Here is a 15702-nt window from a genome sequence, read left to right on the forward strand (position 1 = left end):
CGCCTGACCAGTCGGCCGCCCTGCACCCGGCCGCCTGACGTCCGATCGTCTGGCCGCCTGACCGCCTGGCTGCCTGGCTGCCTGGCTGCCTGGCTGCCTGGCTGCCTGGCTGCCTGGCCATGGTCGCTCCTGCACCGGTGCACATACAGGTGGGTGGGGCGCTGTTTCACGTGAAACAGCGCCCCACCCACGTACGCGGCACGCAGCACGATCCCCTGGAAGCAGGAGAACCGTCTCAGAGTTGCGTGACGTCCAGCTCACCCGCCGCGTACTGCCTGCGCAGCACCTTCTTGTCGAACTTGCCGACGCTCGTCTTCGGCACCGCCGGGATGATCGTCCAGCGCTCGGGCAGTTGCCACTTGGCGATCTTGCCCACGTCGGCGAGGAAGGACCGCAGGGAGCCGAAGTCCGCGTCCGAGCCTTCCTTCAGCACCACCGTGGCGAGCGGGCGCTCGCCCCACTTGTCGTCCGGGACGGCGACGACCGCTGCCTCGGTGACATCGGGGTGGGCCATGAGGGCGTTCTCCAGGTCGACCGAGGAGATCCACTCGCCGCCGGACTTGATGACGTCCTTGGCGCGGTCGGTGAGGGTCAGGAAGCCGTCGGCGCTGATCGTGCCGACGTCACCGGTCTTGAGCCAGCCGTCCTCGCTGAACTTGTCGTCGGGACGCAGGAACTCGGCGCCCTGGCCGCCGTAGTACGCGCCCGCGACCCAGGGGCCCCGCACTTCCAGCTCGCCCGCGGACTCGCCGTCCCAGGGCAGCCGCTCGCCGCCCGGACCGGTCAGCCGTGCCTCGACACCGGCCGGGAAACGGCCCTGGGTGAGCCGGTACGCGAACTCGTCCTCCGAACCCACCTCCACATGGGCCGGCGGCCGCGCGATCGTGCCGAGCGGCGAGGTCTCCGTCATGCCCCATGCGTGGCACACGCGCATGCCCAACTCGTCGAACGCCTTCATGAGGGCCGGCGGACAGGCGGAGCCGCCGATGGTGACCTGGGTCAGTGAACTCACGTCGCGCGGCTTGGCGCCCAGTTCCGCCAGCAGACCCTGCCAGATGGTGGGGACGGCGGCCGCGTGCGTGGGACGCTCCTTCTCGATCATCTCGGCCAGCGGCGCGGGCTGCAGGAAGCGGTCCGGCATCAGCACGTTCACGCCGGTCATGAACATCGCGTGCGGCAGGCCCCAGGCGTTGACATGGAACTGCGGAACCACGACGAGGGACGTGTCCCCGTCGGTGAGGCCCATGGACTGCGCCATGTTGACCTGCATCGAGTGCAGGTAGATGGAGCGGTGCGAGTAGATGACGCCCTTGGGGTCGCCGGTCGTGCCGGAGGTGTAGCACATGGCGGCGGCCTGGCGTTCGTCCAGCGCGGGCCACTCGTAGCTGTCCGGCTTGTCCGCGATCAGGTCTTCGTACTCGTGCACCCGGACGGTCGCCCCGTCGAGCAGCGAGCGGTCCCCGGGGCCGGAGACGACCACGTGCTCGACCGTCTTGAGGTGCGGGAGCAGCGGCGCGAGGAGCGGGAGGAGCGAACCGTTGGCCACGACCACGCGGTCGGCCGCGTGGTTGACGATCCAGACGAGCTGCTCGGGAGGGAGCCGGAGGTTGAGCGTGTGGAGGATCGCGCCCATGGCGGGGATGGCGTAGTACGCCTCGACGTGCTCGGCGTTGTTCCACATCAGGGTCGCGACCCGGTCGTCGTCCCGGACTCCGAGGTCGTCGCGCAGCGCGTGCGCCAGCCGGGCCGCCCGTGCTCCGATCTCGGCGAACGAGCGTCGCTGCGGTTCGCCCTCACCGGTCCAGGTGGTCACCTGTGACGAACCGTGGATTGCCGACCCGTGGGTCAGGATCCTTGAGATCAGCAGCGGTACGTCCTGCATCGTGCTCAGCACGGCGTCCTCCCGGGGCGGCATTGCCTACGCGGTAGTAAAGGTTGGGCTGATTCTGCTCACATACCGCGCGGTATGTCACTACTCCGGGGCGATCGATCACGTCACGGCGGGGATTGCCCGCCCCCTCACACGCCCTGTGTTGACCTGGCCACGCCCTCGGTACCCGACCCGGTCAGCGCACCGGGCCCAGCTCGGGGTCCTCGCGGAGCTTGCCCAGCGCGCGTGACACGGCCGACTTGACCGTGCCGATCGACACGCCCAGCACCTCCGCCGTCTGCGCCTCGCTCAGGTCCTCGTAGTAGCGCAGCACCACCATGGCCCGCTGCCGCGCCGGCAGTTTCGTGATCGCGCGCCACATCGCGTCGTGCAGTGCCTGCTGCTCGGCGGGGTCCCCGGCCGGCGGGGCCTGCGGCTCCGGCAGGTCGTCGCACGCGAACTCGTCGACCTTCCGCTTGCGCCACTGCGACGTCCGCGTGTTCAGCAGCGCGCGCCGCACATAGCCGTCGAGCGCCCGGTGGTCCTCGATCCGCTCCCAGGCGACGTACGTCTTGGTGAGCGCGGTCTGCAGCAGGTCCTCCGCGTCGCACGGGTTCGCGGTCAGCGAGCGCGCGGTACGCAGCAACACGGGTTGGCGGGCCCTGACATACGAGGAGAACGACGGGTACGCATGGGTCCGCGTCGCCGCGTTCGAAGCGCTGGTGCAGACGGGTGTGGTCATGGCTCCACGCTAGGATCGCCCCCGCTCCGGCGGATCGGCCGCAGGTCCCGAAGCCGTGTCCGCCTCAGGTTGTAGGAGGGGGGCGGGCCCCACCTCCTGAAGGTGGACACGAGGCTTCCGACCCCTGGGGGTTCACCCCTGGGAGACGGCTCCCGCCGCACTCCTCCCGCAGTAGCCCGTGCCCGGACGTGGTGCGGGAGGAGCAGACCGTGCGCTCCGGCAGCCCTCGGCGGTTCAACCGATGCGCGACCGACGCATGCCTCGGTGGTTCAGCTGATGTACGACCGGTGCGTGCCCCGGCGGTTCAACGGCTGCACGACCGGCGCGTGCTCCGCTGGTCCGACTGCTGCACGACCGGCGTGTACGCCGGCGGTTCAGCCGATGCGTGCGACCGGCGCGTGCATCTGGTTGCGGTCGATCAGCAGCGTACGGCCGCCGTGCCGTTCCCGTACGTTCCCTGCGTACTGGTGGATGCGCCGGGCCGGCATCCACGCGGTCTTCCGCAGCACGGGCTCGCTGTACAGCCCGCTCCGTGCGCCCCACCGCGCGAACCACACCACCGACGGCAGGTCCCGTACACCGGCCCGCCGCGAGCGCTCCATGTGGCGGATGCCCGACTCGGCGCTGCTGTAGAAGCCCGCCAGGTACCCCCGGCGCGCCACCTCCCGGTCCCATCCGCGCACGAACAGGAGCGTGGTGCGGGCACACTGCTTCTTCCCGTGCGCATAAGCCTCCATGTCCAGGAAGAGCGGACTGCCCGGCCGGATGCCGAGTGCCGCCGCCCTCTTCACCGCGTCGCGGCCCTCCGCCGTCCCCTGCTTCCAGGGGTGCCGCCCGATCCGTACGTTCTTCTTGTTCTTCGCGAACACGCAGGTCGCCTGCGAGCCCACGTACAGGGGCAGCACCCGCCAGCCCTGGCCCTCCACCGTCCGCATCCAGCGGCTGCTCAGATGCGGCTGCGACCGGCAGGCCCGTCCGCGGCCGCCGAAGTAGACGCCCACCGCCCGGTACGGGGACGCCCGCCACCGGCGCATGGTGTCCGCGGACGGCGCCCGGCAGGTGTCGAAGGCCCGGCCCTTGAACGTACGTGCCGCGGCCCACGCACGGGACTCCGGAGCGGCGACAGGGCCCGACGCCCTCGCTCTCACGTCGGCTCCCGCCGGTGGGGCCGCGGTGAGGCCCAGCAGAAGCAGGACGAATCCGAGTCCGACGATCGTCTTGTGACATCGCAGCCAGCACATGGGCCGAGTCAACGGCCCCGTCCGCGCCGTGCGGCCCGGACACGCGCCGCGTTCATCCGTCCGCCCCCGCGATCCAGCCGATCAGCCCTGGACACCCGCCCCGCGATCCAGCCGATCAACCCTGGTCGTCCGTGCCCAGGACCAGTCCCGACGTCGGAACGCCCGTCCCCGAGGTCACCAGCACCCGGCGGGCTCCGGGCACCTGGTTCACGGACGTGCCGCGCAGTTGCCGTACCCCTTCCGCGACCCCGTTCATCCCGTGCAGGTACGCCTCCCCGAGCTGTCCCCCGTGGGTGTTCAGCGGCAGCCGCTCCTCGGCCACGAAGTCGGCGGCCTCACCCGGCCCGCAGAACCCGAACTCCTCCAGCTGCATGAGCACGAACGGCGTGAAGTGGTCGTACAGGATCCCGACGTCGATCCCGGCGGGCGTCAGCCCCGAGGTACGCCACAGCTGCCGTGCCACCACACCCGCCTCCGGCAGCCCCGTCAGATCCTCCCGGTAGAAACTCGTCATCTGCTCCTGCGCCCGCCCCGCGCCCTGGGCGGCCGCGACGACCACGGCCGGCGGGTGCGGCAGGTCGCGGGCCCGCTCCACCGAGGTGACGACCAGGGCCTGGCCGCCGTCGGTCTCCTGGCAGCAGTCGAGCAGCCGCAGCGGCTCGACGATCCAGCGCGAGGCGGCGTGATCCGCGAGCGTGATCGGCCGGCCGTGGAAGTACGCCGCCGGATTGGCCGCCGCGTACTTCCGGTCGACCACCGCGACCCGCCCGAACGCCTCCGTCGTCAGCCCGTACGCGTGCAGATAGCGTCGGGCCGCCATCGCCACCCAGGACGCGGGCGTGAGCAGTCCGAAGGGCAGTGCCCAGCCGAGCGCGGCGCCCTCGGCCGACGGTTCCCGGCGCTGCACCCCGGAGCCGAACCGCCGCCCCGACCGCTCGTTGAACGCCCGGTAGCAGACCACCACGTCGGCCACCCCGGCGGCCACCGCGAGCGCGGCCTGCTGGACGGTCGCACAGGCCGCCCCGCCGCCGTAGTGGATCCGGGAGAAGAAGGACAGCTCGCCCATGCCGGCCGCCTGCGCGACGGTGATCTCGGGGCTCGTGTCCATCGTGAACGTCACCATGCCGTCCACGTCGCCCGGTGTGAGTCCCGCGTCGTCCAGCGCGGCCCGCACGGCCTCCACCGCGAGCCGCAGCTCACTGCGCCCCGAGTCCTTGGAGAACTCGGTGGCGCCGATCCCGACGACGGCCGCGCGGCCGCCGAGGCTGTCCCTCGCCCGTACGCTCACGACGGGGCCTCCTCCGCGCTCCGGACCGCGGCGCCGCCCGCTCCCGCTCCCGCCCCCGGCACCGCTCCCGCCTCCGGCGCCGGTACCGGTACCGGTACCGGTACCGGCGCTGTCACCGTCACCGTCACCGTTCCCGTGACGTGTCTGCCGAGGCCGTTGGCGCCGACGACCCGTACCGTCACCGTGTCGTCCCGGACGTCCTCCACCACGCCGGTCAGCACCATCGTGTCGCCCGGGTGGTTGGGCGCGCCCAGCCTGATCGCCACCCCTCGCAGTACGGCTCCGGATCCGAAGTGGTCCGTGACGTAGCGTCCGACCAGCCCGTTGGTCGTCAGGATGTTCATGAAGATGTCCGGCGAACCCTTCCGCCGTGCCGCCTCCGCGTCGTGGTGCACGTCCTGGTAGTCGCGCGACGCGATCGCCCCTGCGACGACGAGCGTGCGGGTGATCGAGATCTCCAGCGACGGCAGCACGTCACCGACCCGCACGGCCCCGCCCCCGGTCCCGTCCCTGATCGTCATGCGTCCCTCTCCTCGTCCACCTCGTCCGCCCCACCCTGCTCGCCCGGCTCGCCCGGCTCGCCCGGCTCGCCCGGCTCGCCCGCGATCAGTTCGCCGAGTTCCTGCAGCAGCTCGCTCCCGCAACCCAGGTACGCGTCCAGCTGGCGCCCCCACAGAAAGTACCGGTGCACGGGATGGGCCAGGTCGGCGCCGATGCCCCCGTGCAGATGCTGTCCGGCGTGGACGACGCGGTGCCCCGCCTCCGACGCCCACCAGGCGGCGGTGAGGGCGTGCACGGCGTGGTCCAGCCCCTCGTCCCTCCGCCACGCCGCCTCGTACGCCGCGACCCGTATCGCCTCGGTGTCCATGTGGGCGTCGGCCGCGCGGAGCCGGACCCCCTGCTTGGCCGCGAGGGGGCGCCCGAACTGCTCGCGGGCGTTGGTGTACGCCACCGCCCTGGCCACCGAGCCCGCGCACACCCCGGCCTGCAACCCCGCGAAGGCGATCCGCGCGGTGGCGAGCACGTCGCCGTACGCCTCGATTCCTCTCCTGTTTCTCCCATTTATCCCGTTTCTGCTGTTTCTGCTGTTTCCGCTGTTTCCTTCCCCCTCCGTTTCCTCCGCGGGGGTGCCGAGCGGTTCGGCCGGCGTTGCGGTCAGGGTCAGCCGTCCGGCCGACCAGGGCGCCGTCGACTCGACGGGTTCGCACCCCGCGTCGGCGGTCCGTACGAGCCACAGCCGGTGCTCGCCGTCGGCGACCAGCACGTGCGTGGCGTCGCGCAGCCACGGCACCACGGAGACGACTCCGCTCAGCTTCCCGGGCGGGCCTGCCCGCACGGCGGCCGCGGGCAGGGCCCCGGCCACGACGACCGTTCCGTCCGCGATCCCGGGCAGCAGCCGTTCCCGCTGCCGTACAGAGCCGTGCGCGGACACCGCCAGCAGCCCGTAGACACAGCTCGCGGCGAACGGTACCTGGGCGGTCGTCCGCCCCTGCTCCTCCAGGAGGAGCACGAGACCGAGGAGCCCCGTCTCCTCGACGGAGGCCGGCAGCCCCGCCTCGCACAGGGCCTTCCACAGCTCGCCGTCGCTGCCCGTCCCGGCGGCGGTCAGCCGCTCGTGCGTGGACAGGTCGCCGAAGATCCGCGCGGCCAGATCGCGGGCCGCCGCCTGCTCCTCCGTCGGCGCGAAGTCCATGTCAGCTCCCGTCTGCCCCGACGGGGCGGAAGACCGGCAGCTCCAGCTCCTCGTCCACCCGCTCGAACTCCAGCCGCACGGGCATCCCGATCCGTACGCGGTCGTGCGGCACCCCCACCACGTTGCTGATGATCCGGACGCCCTCCGCGAGCTCGACCAGCCCGACGGCGTACGGGGGGTCGAACGCCGGGAAGGGCGGGTGGTGCATGACCACGTACGAGTAGACGGTCCCCTCGCCCGCCGTCTCGACCGTGTCCCACTCCGGGCATCCACAGGAGTTGCACCCCGGCAGCCAGGGGAAACGCGGTGTTCCGCACTCCGTGCAGCGCTGGATGAGCAGCCGGTGGCGGGACACGCCTTCCCAGAAGCCGGCGTTGTCCCGGTTGACGACGGGACGGGGCCTTACGGGCCGGGTGGCCGCCCCGCTTCCGGCGGCTCCCCGGCCCGTACAGTCCGTGCGGCCTGCATGGCTTGTGTGACTTGTGTGCCCCGTGCGGCTTTTCCCGGCCTCCCTCTCGCCGTCCTTCCGGCGCTGCTTCGCCGGTACGTACTTGAGGATCCGGAACCGATGCGTCCCCGCGAGCCGGCCCCCTGCCCGTACCTCCGTCCGCGTCGTGACGAAGTACCCCGTGCCCAGTCTGGTCGTCTTGCGCTCGGAGACCGACTCGATCACCGCGTCGAAGGTGATCCGGTCCCCGGGCCGCAGGGGCCGCAGATACTCCTGCTCGCAGTCGGTGGCGACCACGGCGGTGTACCCGGCGCCGTCGAGCAGCCCGAGCAGTTCGTCGTACGCCCCCGAACGCTCCCCGTGCCCGGACAGGCCCCCCATCGTCCAGACCTGCAGCATGGTGGGCGGCGCGACGGCGTCCGGGCCCGCGTAGGCCGGGTTCGTGTCCCCCGTCGCCTCGCACCAGTGCCGGATCATCGGCTCGTTGACCGGGTCCTTCCCCACACCCGCGACGGCGGCGGCCCGCCCCTCGTACGCCTTCAGCCGCGCGTACACGTCCTCGTACTCGCGCTCGCGCCGACGCTCCGCATCACCGCCACCGTTGCCGCTGTCGTTGCCGCTGTCGTTGCCGCTGCCGCTGCCGCTGCCGCCGTTACCGTCACAGCCGCCGTCCGGACGTCGTGAGTTCACCGCCGCCCCCTGGTCATCCCGAGCCGCATCGTCGCCACGATCTCGCGCTGCACCTCGCTCACGCCGCCCCCGAACGTGTTGATCTGCGCCGCCCTGTTCATCCGCTCCAGTCCGCCGTCCTCGAAGGCGCCGGGCGAACCTGAGCGGATCAGCGCGTCCGGTCCGACGGCCTCCTGGCACAGGCGGTACACGGCGACAGTCGATTCGGTACCGGCCACCTTCACGCCGCTGGCGTCTCCGGGCGCCAGCCGGCCGGCCCCCACGTCGTCCACCAGACGCCAGTTGAGCAGGCGCGTCACCGCCAGCCGGGCATGCGCCTCGGCCAGCCTCGAACGCACCCACGGCTCGTCGGCCCTGCGCCGCCCGGTCACCGGATCGGGCGTGCGGGCGGCGGCCAGCGCGGCCGCGTAGAAGTCCTCGGCCTGCATGCCGAGGGCCGCGAGGGCGACCCGCTCGTGGTTGAGCTGGTCGGTGATGAGCCTCCAGCCGCCGTTCTCCTCGCCGACGAGACGGGACGCCGGAACCCTGATCCCGTCGTAGTAGGTGGCCGTCGTGGTCAGGCCGCCCACGGTCTCGATGGGCGTCCACGAGAACCCGGGAGCGTCCGTGGGGACCAGCAGGATCGAGATGCCCCGGTGCTTGGGCGCGCCGGGATCCGTACGGCAGGCGAGCCAGATCCAGTCGGCGTGCTGGGCGTTGGAGGTGAACACCTTCTGCCCGTCGACGCGCCACGCACCGCCGTCGACCGGTACGGCCCGCGTCCGCAGCGCCGCCAGATCGGTCCCCGCCGACGGCTCGCTGTACCCGATCGCGAACACGAGTTCGCCCCGCAGGATCCGCGGCAGGAAGAAGTCCTTCTGCTCCTCGGTCCCGTGCTTCATGAGCGTCGGCCCGACCGTGTTCAACGTGACCATGGACACCGGGGCGCCCGCCCGGCACGCCTCGTCGAAGAACACGAACTGCTCGTCGGCGCCCCGCCCCTGGCCGCCGTAGGCCCGCGGCCAGCCGAGCCCCAGCCACCCGTCGGCGCCGATTCGCCGCAGCAGTGCCCGCTGTCCTCCGTGCCCGGCGGGGGGCGGTCCGTCCGGCAGCAGATCCCGGAAGTACGAGCGGAGCTCGGCGCGCAGCCGTCGCTGACGCTCGGTGGGGGCGAGATGCACGACGACGGCCCTCCCGGACTGGCCTCGTACGGGCTGAAGAGTTTCTGACTGTCCGTCAGCTCACGCCGACTGTCAAGGTCCGCGCACGCGGACGCCCGACGGGAACCGGAGACCGCCACGCCGCGGCCGGACCCGCCTTCTTTGCCGGGCCCGCCCCTCACCTCTTCCCTTTTTCGAACACCCGTACGAACATGGAGTCATGGCCACCATGGACCGGCAGGCCACGACACTGGCCCTCGCGCACGCCCTGTCAGCCGCCGAGCGCGGACTGGCCGTCATCCCGCTGTCCCGGACCAAGCTCCCCGCGCTGCGGTCGCCCCACCGCGACGACCCGACCGCACCGCCCTGCCACGGCGAGTGCGGCCGGTTCGGGCACGGTGTGTACGACGCCTCGACCGATCCCCGCCGCGTACGCGCCCTCTTCGCCGCAGCCCCCAGGGCCACCGGCTACGGCATCGCCTGCGGCCTGGACCCGTACCGCCTCATCGGCGTCGACCTGGACACCAAGTCGGGCACGGACTCGTCCGCGGCGTTGCGGGAGCTGGCGCTGCGCCACCTGTTCACGATCCCCGAGACGGTCGTCGTACTGACCCCCAGCGGCGGCCGCCACCTCTGGCTGAGCGGCCCGCCCGACACCGTCGTCCCCAACTCCGCGGGCCGTCTCGCCCCGGGCATCGACATCCGCGGCGCGGGCGGCTACCTCGTCGGCCCCGGTTCACGTACCGAGCACGGCGTCTACGCCACGGCCCCGGGCACCGCCCACCTGGCGCCCGCGCCCTGCCCGCCCTCGCTGCTACGCCTCCTCATGCCGCCGCCGCGGTCGCACACCGCGGTGTCCGCCCCGTCGGACCGGCAGGGCCAGGGTCTGGTCCAGTTCGTCCTCGCCGCGCACGAGGGACAGCGCAACACCCGCCTGTTCTGGGCGGCCTGCCGCGCGTACGAGAACGGCTTCGGCCCGCAGCTCACCGAAGCCCTGGTGGACGCCGCCGTCCGCACGGGCCTCACCGAGCGCGAGGCCCGCTCGACGATCACATCGGCCTCCCGCATGACGACCCGCCGCCCCTGACACCTGAACCCGCCGCAGGTCGGACGGGCACAGACGCTTCGGTCACACCGCCGGCCGCTCTCCCCATGGAAACCGGGGAGGGCGGTGGCTTGAGGTTGCTCGGCAGAGGTGCGCTATCCGCGGACGGCGAAGCAGGCGAGCAGCCCCGCTCCGGCTACCAGGACAACCAGTTGCACAACTGCCGGAATGCGCCATCCCAGGGCGAGGAGACCACCGCCCGTGACCACTGCGCCACCGACAAGAAGCCACATTCCCCGCAATGCTTCCCCGGGCGCATCCGGCGGGTTGCCGCTGTCGTAGACGTCAGCCCAGCTCGCCGTCCCGTAGCGGACGAACAGCAGATAGGCGATGACCATCAGGTCGACGACGAGCAGCACCACGCCGACCCCGACCTGCTCACCCGTCGACGGCGCACCCCCAGGTCTCATGCTCGCCGACGTTCCCTCAACCGCTGACATCCTGTTGGCCGCATACCGCCCAGCATCCTGCCGTGGCAGGTACTGCCGCATGAGTACAGCCACTCAAATGAACCGTCACCCTCGGCAGAGCCCGACGATCGGGCGGCCGTGCCCATCCGCGCACATCCGCGCCTCATCCGTGCCCGATCGAGCGAGGCGCTCCGAGGAACGACGGTTCCTCACGGACAGGGCACAGGACACATGGGCACAGGGGCAGGGGCGGGCTGTCCACCGACAGCAGAAGAGAACAGCACCGCCGCACCCCCAAGGACAACCAGCTGCACGATGCCAGCAATACGCCAACCCTTGGCCAGGAGGCCACCGCCTGTGACTACTGCGCCACCGACAAGAAGCCACGATGCCTGCGATGCCATCTCCGACGCACTCGACGGACTGGTGTTGTCACTGTCGTAGCTTTCGGCCCACCCCGTCATCCCGTAGACGTACACAGCACAGGCGATGACCATGAAGTCGATGACGAGCAGCGCCACGCTGACCGCGATCTGCCGGCCGGTTGATGGTTCATCCGCCTGCCCCCTGCCCACTGCCGTCCCGTCTTCAGGCCGATCTGCTAAGTACATGGAGTCAGCATGGTGTTGGAGCGGGCACTGCACATGAGCACAGGTACTCAGATGCGCCGTCGCCACGAAGCACCGGGGCGAATCTGTCCGGGAAGTCAGTTGCCGGGCGTTCTCGCGATTCAGGGTGCGTTCGGTATCGCGCAGATGACGGCCCGACGTGTCCTCACCGAACTCCGGGAAGCGGGACTGGCGCAGATGCAGCCGGGCATCGGCACGTTCGTCACCGAACTGCCGAAGCCGTAGGAGTACTCACGTCTGCAGAGCGCGGAAGATCCCGTGCCCCCTCCGTGCCCGATCGAGCGGGGAACCCCGGGGAACGACAGTCACCCACGGACAGCGCGCAGCACGACGGCCCCTGACCGATTCACCTGGTCAGGGGCCGTTCACGTGCGGTGGGTGTGGGATTTGAACCCACGGTCACATCGCTGCGACGACGGTTTTCAAGACCGACCGCTACCGCGCCGCAAAACGCTTCCTGACCAGCAAGTTTCGGCTCGTGAAGTTTCAGAACAAGTCCATTCTGGCCGGAGGATGGCCGAGGGCCGCATGACCCTCACGCTCCGCTTCCCAGAGCCGTAGCATCGCTTACTCCTCCAGCCACGAAACGATTGACCAAGCCCGCACGCACACAGAGGTCATGCGAGTCGTGGCTAGCGACTCGCGGGGATATACCCCATCCTCGGACGCACAAGGCTCACCCGCGGGTATCCACCCGGAAGCACTGGACGCAGTGTCGTACATGCGTGCGACGATGCTTGAACTAGTGCCCTTGTCGGCACGCATGAGGAGCGTGAAGGGATGCTGATGCGCCAGGCAAGCCTTCACGTAAGCGAACCAAAGGTGCAAAATTCACTAAATCGGTCAGCAGGAGCGCGCCCCTGTCACCAATCACCACAATGGCGGAGGGTGAGATACGCTTGGCTTAGCGTGATCAAGGGGGGCCATGTGGCGAAGCCGGCGAGCTGGCAGCAAGAGCAGATTAGCCTTGCTTACCTCTCAGCCGTGGCCACACGCGCTGGAGCTACATCCGCTACTTGGAACGTAGACAAAGACGGCGTAGATGTGACGCTAAAGCGCAATCACATTCTTGTCGAATTCCAGATGAAATGCACATTTTCCCCAACTATCCTTGGGGACGGCGAAACCTACGCGTTTGATCTGGATATACAGACGTACGATGCCCTCAGGGAGCGAGAGCGAAGCGCAGCCGGATATCTCGGCTTGGTCGTTGTGACTAAAGACGTTGGGGAGTGGCTTGCGCACGATAGCGAGACGCTTCTAATGCACTGCTCTGGCTATTACGCTCAGATTCAAAACCTCCCCGAGGTAGTCGGACAGGAAACCAAGAGAATCCACCTGCCTAAAGCGCAAAGGATTGACCAGGCGGGAATGGAAGATGTCTTCACTTACGCCCATAAGCGCTTGTTCGGGTCCGCTGGCGGGGACGGGGTGTGATGGATACTTCCGACGTCGGTGTCGATGAGATCGTTTCGTATTTGAGTCGTTCAGGTTGGCAGCGATCACTTGCAGGACCACTCGCAGAGATTTGGCATCCCGGGGGCGATGAAGACACCTCAATCCTTGTTCCTAAGAAGCCGGATGCGCCCGACTTCTCGAAAACGCTACACATCCTCACAGGCGAATTGGCGAAAAAAGAAAACCGGTCACCGGATGAAATCCGACTAGAAATCTCACGCCAGTTTATTGACGTCACGGATTTGAGAGCTGAAGACGAAGACATTTCCGATGGAACTATTCCGCTACTAGCAGGACTCGGGCTTTTTAATTCCGCTCACCGGCTCATGGTTTCAGCTGCCGCCGCAACCTTGCACCGCCAGGGATACTATGGGAATTCAATGCCCAAAGCCGCTCACAGGCACGCCCGCCGCATGCGCCTGGGTCAAACAAGGCCAGGTTCCTACATCGTTCCGATTATCAGCAATGCTCGCTTCGGCGAGTTGGTAAACAATAGTTTTGATGAGCCTCGTATTGAGGTAGGCGCCGACAATTCATACTTCGAACGGCGGATGCTAACTACCCTCTCGGGAGCCCTTGAGGTACTGGCCGAGATGACCACAGTACGAGACCACGCGCCAACTAGCGACGAGATGCGCGACGCGGTCGATGAAGGCGTCTCCAGTGAGCTGTGCGCCGCCGTACTCGACGTTATCGGTAAGGGTGGCGTCGATGTATTCGACGTGACCTTTAACTGGGCTCCCACATCTCTCCCTCCCGCTTCAACAGCCGGAAATATTGTGTTCGCAGGTGGATCAGCTGAGCTAATTCAGCAGGTCGAGAGCGATCTAAAAGAGGCCAACGCCCCTGCGGAACGAATCCTGTACGGCGTAATCAGACGTCTATCACTCAAGAAAAACGAGAACACCGGGCATGTTTCCATGGAGACAGTGCTTGATGGAAAAACCAGGGTGGTTTCATTTGAGCTCCCCCTGGACGTCTACCGGCGCGCCGCTCGCTATCATGGCGAGCGTCGGCCGGTAGTCGTGAGAGGAATTCTTGATGCTACTCCCGGAAAACGAGCGATAATGCAGGTTTCAGCATTTGATGCGGACCGTTCTGTTGCTACTTTCGGCGATTTCGAGTAGCGGAGGAGTTTGAACAATCGGCGACTTGCTCCATACTCGCTTTCGAGGTCTGTTCGTGCTGGTCAGCGCTTGATCCGCACGCGTTCAACCTCGTTCATTCTCGTACGCCCGTTCCTTGCGTGAACCGCTGCGAACGGCTCCGGACGAGGGTGAATGAGACGGAAACTGAGACGGAGCGCGTCAGCTCTGAGCAGGCACTATCCCCACTCGCAGAAGGCAACGGAAGCGTCGTCCCCAGACTTGTAGCGCGGCCACCGCTGCCCGTGAGGGTCTGTGGCCTCCACCTTGCGAACCGCGTCGATCAGCTCTCGTGGCCCGCCGGCACGGAGCGTCCTGAAGACGTCGGGCCAGGTCGCCATTTCGTAGTCCGTCACGAGGCACGATGCCCCGTCGGACAAGAGCGCGGCGGCGCGTAGATCCTCTGCGGGGGTGCTGCCGGTCAGCGCGTGTTCAGCGGCTTCGGGTCCGGAAGCCGCGACCCAATACCCGGTTGCCGTGTTGCGGGTCTGCCGCTGCGCGAGCACCAGACGGCGCAGAGCCTCTTTGTGCTCTGCCGTATGGGTCTCGTACCGATCGACTTCCGCCTTCAACTCCGGAAGGATCTCCTTTACGCGCAGGTCCGTGAGGACAGAGAAGCCGTGGTGACCTTCGAGCACGATCGGGGAGTCGGCCAAGACAAGGTGATCGAAAAAACCTTCGCGCTGCCGGAGGACGGCCACCGTCGCGGACGGGGTCCCCGGATTCCCCAAGTCGCATTCGGGGTGTTTGGCCGCAACGCGTTCCAGGGCATCGGCCAAGCCGGACGACAGTGAGCGCTCCGGATCGGCCAGTGCGGCCATGAGCTGACTGCCCAGGTGCGCGACGTACCACGGAACGCCGTGACGGCATCCTGTGCCCAGACCCGCAGTGCTGAGTCCGTCTAGCACAACGGCAAGAGCTGGCGTGCCGGCCACCCAATCTTCATTGGATGCGGCTCCACCAGGGCGGGTGTCAATCGCGACGCGCATGCTCAGCCTTCGTGTCGGTACAGCGGGGTGACGCGTCGACTCTCCAGCACTTCGAGCGTTGTCGGGTCGTAACGGCACGAAACAAGGGTGGAGAAGCGGCGCGTGCGGACCTCTCTATACAGCTCTGCCAGGTTGTTCTCCAGGAAGTGAACGACTCCGTTCGCTCCGATGGCGTGGACACCGGCGATGTAGAGGAACGTTCCCTTTCCGTCCAGGCGAGGGAGACGTCCCAGGTATCCAACATCGCCGGCCGACCCGTCCTCATCCTGTGGTGACCGGAACTCTTTCCCGGCTACCTGGTCGACCAGGTGCCACGCGTGATCCTTGGCAAACCGAAGGTTGTCGTCCCCTTCGAGCACCTGCGCCACGATCGGGGACAGGCGGGGGCCGCAGACGACGACGTGGTTGTCCCTGTTCAGGTTGACGATTCCGGTTGGCGGAATCACCTCGTACTGCGTGTCCAGCTTCATGCCACCCAGCAGCTTGCGAAGGTGCTCGAAGTTGCTGAGGTCTTCCCGAGCGACCACCTCGCTGGGGTTCTGATCGGGCGTCTTCCCTGCTTCGTACTTGCCTCCGAGCGAGACCGTGACGAGGTCCGTACCGAAGAACGCGCGCTCCGGCGGGGGCCCTGATGACGCGAGCTGACCCACGCGCCCCCTGCTGACTCCGAGTCGCTTCGCAATCTCGGCTTGGGTCATGCCCGACGCCTGCGCCTCTTCGATCGCCTCCCGGCGGATGCGGGACAGCTCATTCACGTGGCTCTGATACCGCGCCATCAGGTCGATTGCGGCTTTGGCCCGGTCTACGGGGTCCGCGATCCCAGGGACCTGCTCCATGTCGTAGTGCACGACTCTC

At 68.4% G+C, this 15702-nt stretch carries 16 protein-coding genes; 4 read left to right on the forward strand and 12 right to left on the reverse strand.

From position 1 onward, the window contains the following. Positions 1 to 235 precede the first annotated feature (235 nt). The 8 genes from KM933_RS05710 to KM933_RS05745 all read right to left on the reverse strand — a co-directional run bounded on the left by KM933_RS05710 (position 236) and on the right by KM933_RS05745 (position 9132). Positions 236 to 1915, reverse strand: coding sequence for a long-chain fatty acid--CoA ligase (locus KM933_RS05710; protein WP_221348757.1), 1680 nt, complete (start codon positions 1913 to 1915; stop codon positions 236 to 238). Positions 1916 to 2066: 151 nt separating this feature from the next. Continuing rightward, on the reverse strand, positions 2067 to 2612 hold the full coding sequence (locus KM933_RS05715; protein ID WP_221348759.1) for a SigE family RNA polymerase sigma factor: 546 nt from the start codon (positions 2610 to 2612) through the stop codon (positions 2067 to 2069). Positions 2613 to 2986: 374 nt separating this feature from the next. Continuing rightward, positions 2987 to 3853 (reverse strand): glycoside hydrolase domain-containing protein, encoded by an 867-nt coding sequence (locus tag KM933_RS05720; RefSeq protein WP_221348761.1) that lies wholly within the window; start codon positions 3851 to 3853, stop codon positions 2987 to 2989. A 115-nt stretch (positions 3854 to 3968) separates the two neighbouring features. Beyond that, entirely contained in the window at positions 3969 to 5141 is a 1173-nt protein-coding gene (locus tag KM933_RS05725; protein WP_221348763.1) for a lipid-transfer protein, read from the reverse strand. Continuing rightward, complete coding sequence (locus KM933_RS05730; protein WP_260333092.1) at positions 5138 to 5662, reverse strand: MaoC/PaaZ C-terminal domain-containing protein; 525 nt, start codon at positions 5660 to 5662, stop codon at positions 5138 to 5140. The genes KM933_RS05725 and KM933_RS05730 overlap by 4 nt, the downstream gene beginning before the upstream one ends. After that, positions 5659 to 6834, reverse strand: a complete 1176-nt coding sequence (locus KM933_RS05735; protein ID WP_221348765.1) for an acyl-CoA dehydrogenase family protein — start codon at positions 6832 to 6834, stop codon at positions 5659 to 5661. Before KM933_RS05735 ends, KM933_RS05730 begins: the two co-directional genes overlap by 4 nt. 1 nt (position 6835) lies before the next feature. Next, the gene (locus tag KM933_RS05740; protein WP_221348995.1) at positions 6836 to 7837 is read right to left on the reverse strand and encodes a bifunctional MaoC family dehydratase N-terminal/OB-fold nucleic acid binding domain-containing protein; all 1002 of its coding nucleotides are present in this window, start codon (positions 7835 to 7837) and stop codon (positions 6836 to 6838) included. A gap of 131 nt (positions 7838 to 7968) precedes the next feature. Next, positions 7969 to 9132 carry an acyl-CoA dehydrogenase family protein gene (locus KM933_RS05745; protein WP_221348767.1) on the reverse strand — a complete coding sequence of 388 codons (1164 nt, stop codon included), beginning with the start codon at positions 9130 to 9132 and terminating at the stop codon, positions 7969 to 7971. Between the two features lie 199 nt (positions 9133 to 9331). Between KM933_RS05745 and KM933_RS05750 the strand changes: the two genes are divergently transcribed. Continuing rightward, positions 9332 to 10198 carry a bifunctional DNA primase/polymerase gene (locus tag KM933_RS05750; RefSeq protein WP_221348769.1) on the forward strand — a complete coding sequence of 289 codons (867 nt, stop codon included), beginning with the start codon at positions 9332 to 9334 and terminating at the stop codon, positions 10196 to 10198. 113 nt (positions 10199 to 10311) lie between these two features. Here KM933_RS05750 and KM933_RS05755 read toward each other — a convergent pair whose 3' ends face one another. Together KM933_RS05755 and KM933_RS05760 are read right to left on the reverse strand one after the other, a co-directional pair. After that, positions 10312 to 10626: a hypothetical protein gene (locus tag KM933_RS05755; RefSeq protein WP_221348771.1), complete on the reverse strand. Its 315-nt coding sequence runs from the start codon at positions 10624 to 10626 to the stop codon at positions 10312 to 10314. A gap of 209 nt (positions 10627 to 10835) precedes the next feature. After that, positions 10836 to 11237 (reverse strand): DUF6234 family protein, encoded by a 402-nt coding sequence (locus KM933_RS05760; protein ID WP_260333093.1) that lies wholly within the window; start codon positions 11235 to 11237, stop codon positions 10836 to 10838. Positions 11238 to 11246: 9 nt separating this feature from the next. On the opposite strand from KM933_RS05760, the gene KM933_RS05765 reads away from it, so the two are divergent. The 3 genes from KM933_RS05765 to KM933_RS05775 all read left to right on the forward strand — a co-directional run bounded on the left by KM933_RS05765 (position 11247) and on the right by KM933_RS05775 (position 13840). Beyond that, positions 11247 to 11480 carry a GntR family transcriptional regulator gene (locus tag KM933_RS05765; RefSeq protein ID WP_221348773.1) on the forward strand — a complete coding sequence of 78 codons (234 nt, stop codon included), beginning with the start codon at positions 11247 to 11249 and terminating at the stop codon, positions 11478 to 11480. A 702-nt stretch (positions 11481 to 12182) separates the two neighbouring features. Next, positions 12183 to 12692, forward strand: a complete 510-nt coding sequence (locus KM933_RS05770; protein WP_221348775.1) for a DUF4365 domain-containing protein — start codon at positions 12183 to 12185, stop codon at positions 12690 to 12692. After that, positions 12692 to 13840, forward strand: a complete 1149-nt coding sequence (locus tag KM933_RS05775; protein WP_221348777.1) for a hypothetical protein — start codon at positions 12692 to 12694, stop codon at positions 13838 to 13840. The genes KM933_RS05770 and KM933_RS05775 overlap by 1 nt, the downstream gene beginning before the upstream one ends. Positions 13841 to 14037: 197 nt before the next feature. Here the strand turns inward: KM933_RS05775 and KM933_RS05780 are convergent, their stop codons facing one another. Both KM933_RS05780 and KM933_RS05785 read right to left on the reverse strand, forming a co-directional pair. Beyond that, complete coding sequence (locus tag KM933_RS05780) at positions 14038 to 14847, reverse strand: protein phosphatase 2C domain-containing protein (protein ID WP_221348779.1); 810 nt, start codon at positions 14845 to 14847, stop codon at positions 14038 to 14040. A gap of 2 nt (positions 14848 to 14849) precedes the next feature. After that, positions 14850 to 15695 carry a sigma factor-like helix-turn-helix DNA-binding protein gene (locus KM933_RS05785; RefSeq protein ID WP_221348781.1) on the reverse strand — a complete coding sequence of 282 codons (846 nt, stop codon included), beginning with the start codon at positions 15693 to 15695 and terminating at the stop codon, positions 14850 to 14852. Positions 15696 to 15702: the final 7 nt, after the last annotated feature.

It is taken from the genome of Streptomyces beigongshangae, from assembly GCF_019710745.1.
GTDB classification, from domain to species: Bacteria; Actinomycetota; Actinomycetes; order Streptomycetales; family Streptomycetaceae; genus Streptomyces; species Streptomyces beigongshangae.

What these genes read in the sequence shown, in the direction of transcription:
- KM933_RS05715 (WP_221348759.1), bottom strand. Translation starts at nt 2,612, where the DNA reads ATGACCACACCCGTCTGCACCAGCGCTTCGAACGCGGCGACGCGGACC.
- KM933_RS05750 (WP_221348769.1), top strand. Translation starts at nt 9,332, where the DNA reads ATGGCCACCATGGACCGGCAGGCCACGACACTGGCCCTCGCGCACGCC.
- KM933_RS05760 (WP_260333093.1), bottom strand. Translation starts at nt 11,237, where the DNA reads ATGTACTTAGCAGATCGGCCTGAAGACGGGACGGCAGTGGGCAGGGGG.
- KM933_RS05755 (WP_221348771.1), bottom strand. Translation starts at nt 10,626, where the DNA reads ATGAGACCTGGGGGTGCGCCGTCGACGGGTGAGCAGGTCGGGGTCGGC.
- KM933_RS05735 (WP_221348765.1), bottom strand. Translation starts at nt 6,834, where the DNA reads ATGGACTTCGCGCCGACGGAGGAGCAGGCGGCGGCCCGCGATCTGGCC.
- KM933_RS05780 (WP_221348779.1), bottom strand. Translation starts at nt 14,847, where the DNA reads ATGCGCGTCGCGATTGACACCCGCCCTGGTGGAGCCGCATCCAATGAA.
- KM933_RS05710 (WP_221348757.1), bottom strand. Translation starts at nt 1,915, where the DNA reads ATGCCGCCCCGGGAGGACGCCGTGCTGAGCACGATGCAGGACGTACCG.
- KM933_RS05775 (WP_221348777.1), top strand. Translation starts at nt 12,692, where the DNA reads ATGGATACTTCCGACGTCGGTGTCGATGAGATCGTTTCGTATTTGAGT.
- KM933_RS05720 (WP_221348761.1), bottom strand. Translation starts at nt 3,853, where the DNA reads ATGTGCTGGCTGCGATGTCACAAGACGATCGTCGGACTCGGATTCGTC.
- KM933_RS05730 (WP_260333092.1), bottom strand. Translation starts at nt 5,662, where the DNA reads ATGACGATCAGGGACGGGACCGGGGGCGGGGCCGTGCGGGTCGGTGAC.
- KM933_RS05765 (WP_221348773.1), top strand. Translation starts at nt 11,247, where the DNA reads ATGGTGTTGGAGCGGGCACTGCACATGAGCACAGGTACTCAGATGCGC.